Below are 654 nucleotides of genomic sequence, written 5' to 3' on the forward strand. Positions count from 1 at the left end.
TGTTAGCTGCTGAGTTTTAAACATTTGTGGAGTCAGTGCATGCCACAATGCTTCTCTGTCTACGGTATGATCGATGTTGTTTTCTTTGTTCGCTCGTTTCATTGTATCTCTCACGGGCGAGGCAAGAATGCCACCAGTAGGATGAGCACAACAAACATCAATCAGACGATCAATATCGTTTAATGTTACGCAAGGTCTCGCGGCATCATGGACCAGAACCCATTCACACGGAAGCTGCGCACTTACATAGTTTAGCCCTGAAAGCACTGAATCGGCTCTTTCTTTACCACCAGCGACACGTATTACGTCTGGGTGCAGGGCAATCGATAGTTCAGGGTAGTATGGGTCACCTTCTGTAATCGCAACCACAACTTTCGCAATTTGAGGGTGAGCAAGCAGCTTCTCTACGGTATGTTCCAATACCGTTTTTCCATCGATTAACAAATACTGTTTAGGTCGATCTGCTTTCATTCGGCTACCAACACCAGCCGCAGGTACAATAGCGATATGAGATGAAACGTTCTCTGACATCTTACGGGTTTTCCTCACCAACTATGCGGTAGAAGGTCTCTCCTTCTTTCACCAAGCCAAGTTCATGACGTGCTCTTTCTTCAATCGCATCAAGTCCTTGCTTTAAGTCATCTATCTCAGCAA

2 protein-coding genes are annotated in these 654 nt (G+C 45.6%); both read right to left on the reverse strand.

The features are described from left to right. Nucleotides 1-531 (reverse strand): 2-C-methyl-D-erythritol 4-phosphate cytidylyltransferase (gene ispD, locus R8N49_RS27850; protein ID WP_318190539.1); only part of this gene is annotated, 531 nt, incomplete at its 3' end. Nucleotide 532: 1 nt separating this feature from the next. Further along, the coding region (locus R8N49_RS27855; protein ID WP_318190540.1) for a septum formation initiator family protein at nt 533-654 on the reverse strand (122 nt) is incomplete at its 5' end.

This window comes from Vibrio sp. 1978, assembly GCF_033344345.1.